The 2,792-nt window shown below is 38.1% G+C and carries 1 protein-coding gene; it reads left to right on the top strand.

What is annotated here, in order from left to right:
• Nucleotides 1–182: 182 nt before the first annotated feature.
• Nucleotides 183–2,792, top strand: a 2,610-nt coding sequence (locus RMX98_RS36135; protein WP_409882109.1) for an NACHT domain-containing protein, incomplete at its 3' end; no start/stop codon positions are given.

The following is a 2,792-nucleotide window of genomic DNA, read 5'->3' as shown; positions in this document are numbered from 1 at the left end:
ACAATTTTGGTTTTCTAGAAAGATGTGTGTACACCGTAGCCCGAAGAGCGGGGAGGGGTTGGGGGTGGGGTTCTTTTATTATGGGTAATTTGGCGGACATGATATCAGTTATAAAATTCGCACGGGGGCTGACAAAGCTAATAAGCGTGTAGTATGTATACAAACTATATATCTCAAGCAATATGAGCGTAGAGTTATTAGCTATTGTCGGCCCAGTAGTAAAAGCAGTAGCTCCAGAAATTGTTAAGAAAATCAATAGGGAATTAAATCCTACAGACTTAGAAAAAGCTTTGAAAGCAGGTGTACAATCGGCCCAAGAGTGGGATTATAGTCAAGTTTATGATAAGCATTTATTTTTTCATTGTACGCCAAAGGATGCGAGAGAACTTTTAGAGAGGTTTTTCAAAGATACAGGAACTCAAGAAGAATTACAGAAGCCTTTTACAGAGAAAACAACCCCAAATCTAGAAGTTTTAATTCAAATATTCCACAAAATCAAATCAGATAAACCAAACTTAAAGTTTCCCAAAGAGAGTATTGAACATTGGCTGAAAAACTTTGTAGATGCTTATTTTGAACACACTAATACATATTTAAAGTTTCAAATTGCTAAAACAGATTATCTCAAACAACTGTCACATTATTTTGATGGTGTTGAATTTGTCGGCATAAAGGTAAAAACAAAAGAAGAAGAAAAATTTGCAAAACTACCACAAATTTTTGTGATGCCTAATGTAGTTGAGCAGGTGGAAGCTAGAGCAAGCACAGGTTTAAATTTAAATCTAGATTTGGCTTTAGAAGAGACAGCCAACCAACAACACCAGCAAAATTTACTTTGGGAACAACAAACTAGTGCCAAGAAATTCTCAGCCCAAGAACTGCTGAAAGAAAGTACACGCAATAAATTTGTTGTATTGGGAGAACCAGGAATTGGTAAAACAACTTTGATGAGTTACTTTGCTTTGGTACTGGCTCAACAGCAGATTGAAAAACTCGGTTTATCAGCAGACTTAGAGTTACTGCCAATTTTGATTAGAATTAGAGACTTAGGCAAAGCTTCAACAAAGAATCTTTTAGAATATGTACGCAATTTTGCCAATAGTATTCATGTTAAAGAATTGCCCAAAGGTTTCTTTGAACATTGGTTAGAAGATGGGAGAGCGTTAATTTTACTTGATGGCTTAGATGAAATCGCTAAACCAAGCGATCGCTATGAATTTGTAAAGATAATTCACAGCTTTCTCGGACAATATTCTCAAAATCGGGCAATTATAACTTCGCGTCCAGCAGGTTATAGTCGAGAGTTTTTTGGTACAGATGAATTTCCTCATTATCATCTGGAAAAGTTTAATGATAATCAAATTGATTTATTTATTCAGCAATGGTATAACAGCAGACTGCCAAACAACCCAGAAAAAGCACAAGAGCGCCAAGAAAGCTTAAAAAAAGCATTAGCAGCACAAAAACGCATCAAATTATTAGCACGGAATCCTTTACTACTGACAATCATTGCCTTGATTCATCGCTATGACGCACATTTGCCCAGACAGCGACATAAACTCTATGAACAGGCAGTTGATACGCTATTGATTAACTGGGATGTAAACAAGGGGATTGAGTCTTGGAATCTGGAGTATATTAAATTAGACGATATCAAAATATTGATGCAACACCTCGCTTACTGGATTCATTCTCAAGGGGAAACTGGCGATAAAGAAGGTGGTACGCTAATTGATAGAGATGAGTTAATTACGCAATTAAGCGAATATATTCGTGAATGTAGTTATAAAGTTCAGAAACATCAAGCTGAAGCCGAAGCCAAACGCTTAGTTGACCATATTACAGAACGCTGTGGTTTATTAAACGAACAAGGTCAAGATAGATATGCCTTTGTGCATAAGATATTTCAGGAATATTTGGCAGGTGAAGAAATACGCGATTTCCAATCAGAAAACTTTAACAAAGTACTAAATCACATTGAAAATTATCTACACAATTCCCACTGGCGAGAGGTGTTGTTGCTGTTAATAGCTCAACAAAATCAAAATAACTCGAAAAGAATAATTGATGAAATTCTGCAACAAGAGACTCCTTATGAAGAATGGCTGCACCGCAATCTTTTATTTGCAGGGACTTGTTTAGCTGAAGATTTAAAATTATCTGATGGTAAATTGATTACAGATATTTTGCGGCGATTAATTGAGCTTGAAGTTAGCGATTCTCAAGGAGTAGGTGAGAAAGTTAAATCACAAGTTTTTCAAATTATTTGCAATTTAAATGAAACCCAGTTTCAAGCTCAAGCACTACAACTGTTGAAAGCATCAGCAGATTTGATAAATAAAGGGCGACTGCGAGAATATCGGGCAGCTTTAGGTGAACAACAGGAAGTATTGGCAGAACTGCTGGGTTTACTCAAAGATGAGAGTGTGCGTGACTCTGCTGCTTTTGCATTGGGTAAGTTGGGCAACGCCTCACCACAGGTAGTTGAAGCACTGCTGGGTTTACTCAAAGATAAGAGTCAGATTGTGCGTTACTCTGCTGCTTTTGCATTGGGCAAGTTGGGCAATGCCTCGCCACGGGTAGTTGAAACACTGCTGGGTTTACTTAAAGATGAGACTAAGAGTGTGCGTTACTCTGCTGCTGAAGCATTGGGCAAGTTGGGCAACGCCTCGCCACAGGTAGTTGAAGCACTGCTGGGTTTACTCAAAGATAAGAATGCGCGTCTGAACTCCTGTCAACTGGAGCGATTTCGAATGAAGGCTTCGGCCTGTAAAAAAGAAGTTGCGGCGGGG

Source organism: Nostoc sp. DedQUE02 (genome assembly GCF_034531035.1).
Classification (GTDB): Bacteria; Cyanobacteriota; Cyanobacteriia; order Cyanobacteriales; family Nostocaceae; genus Nostoc.
This window is presented reverse-complemented; position numbering and strand designations above follow the sequence as displayed.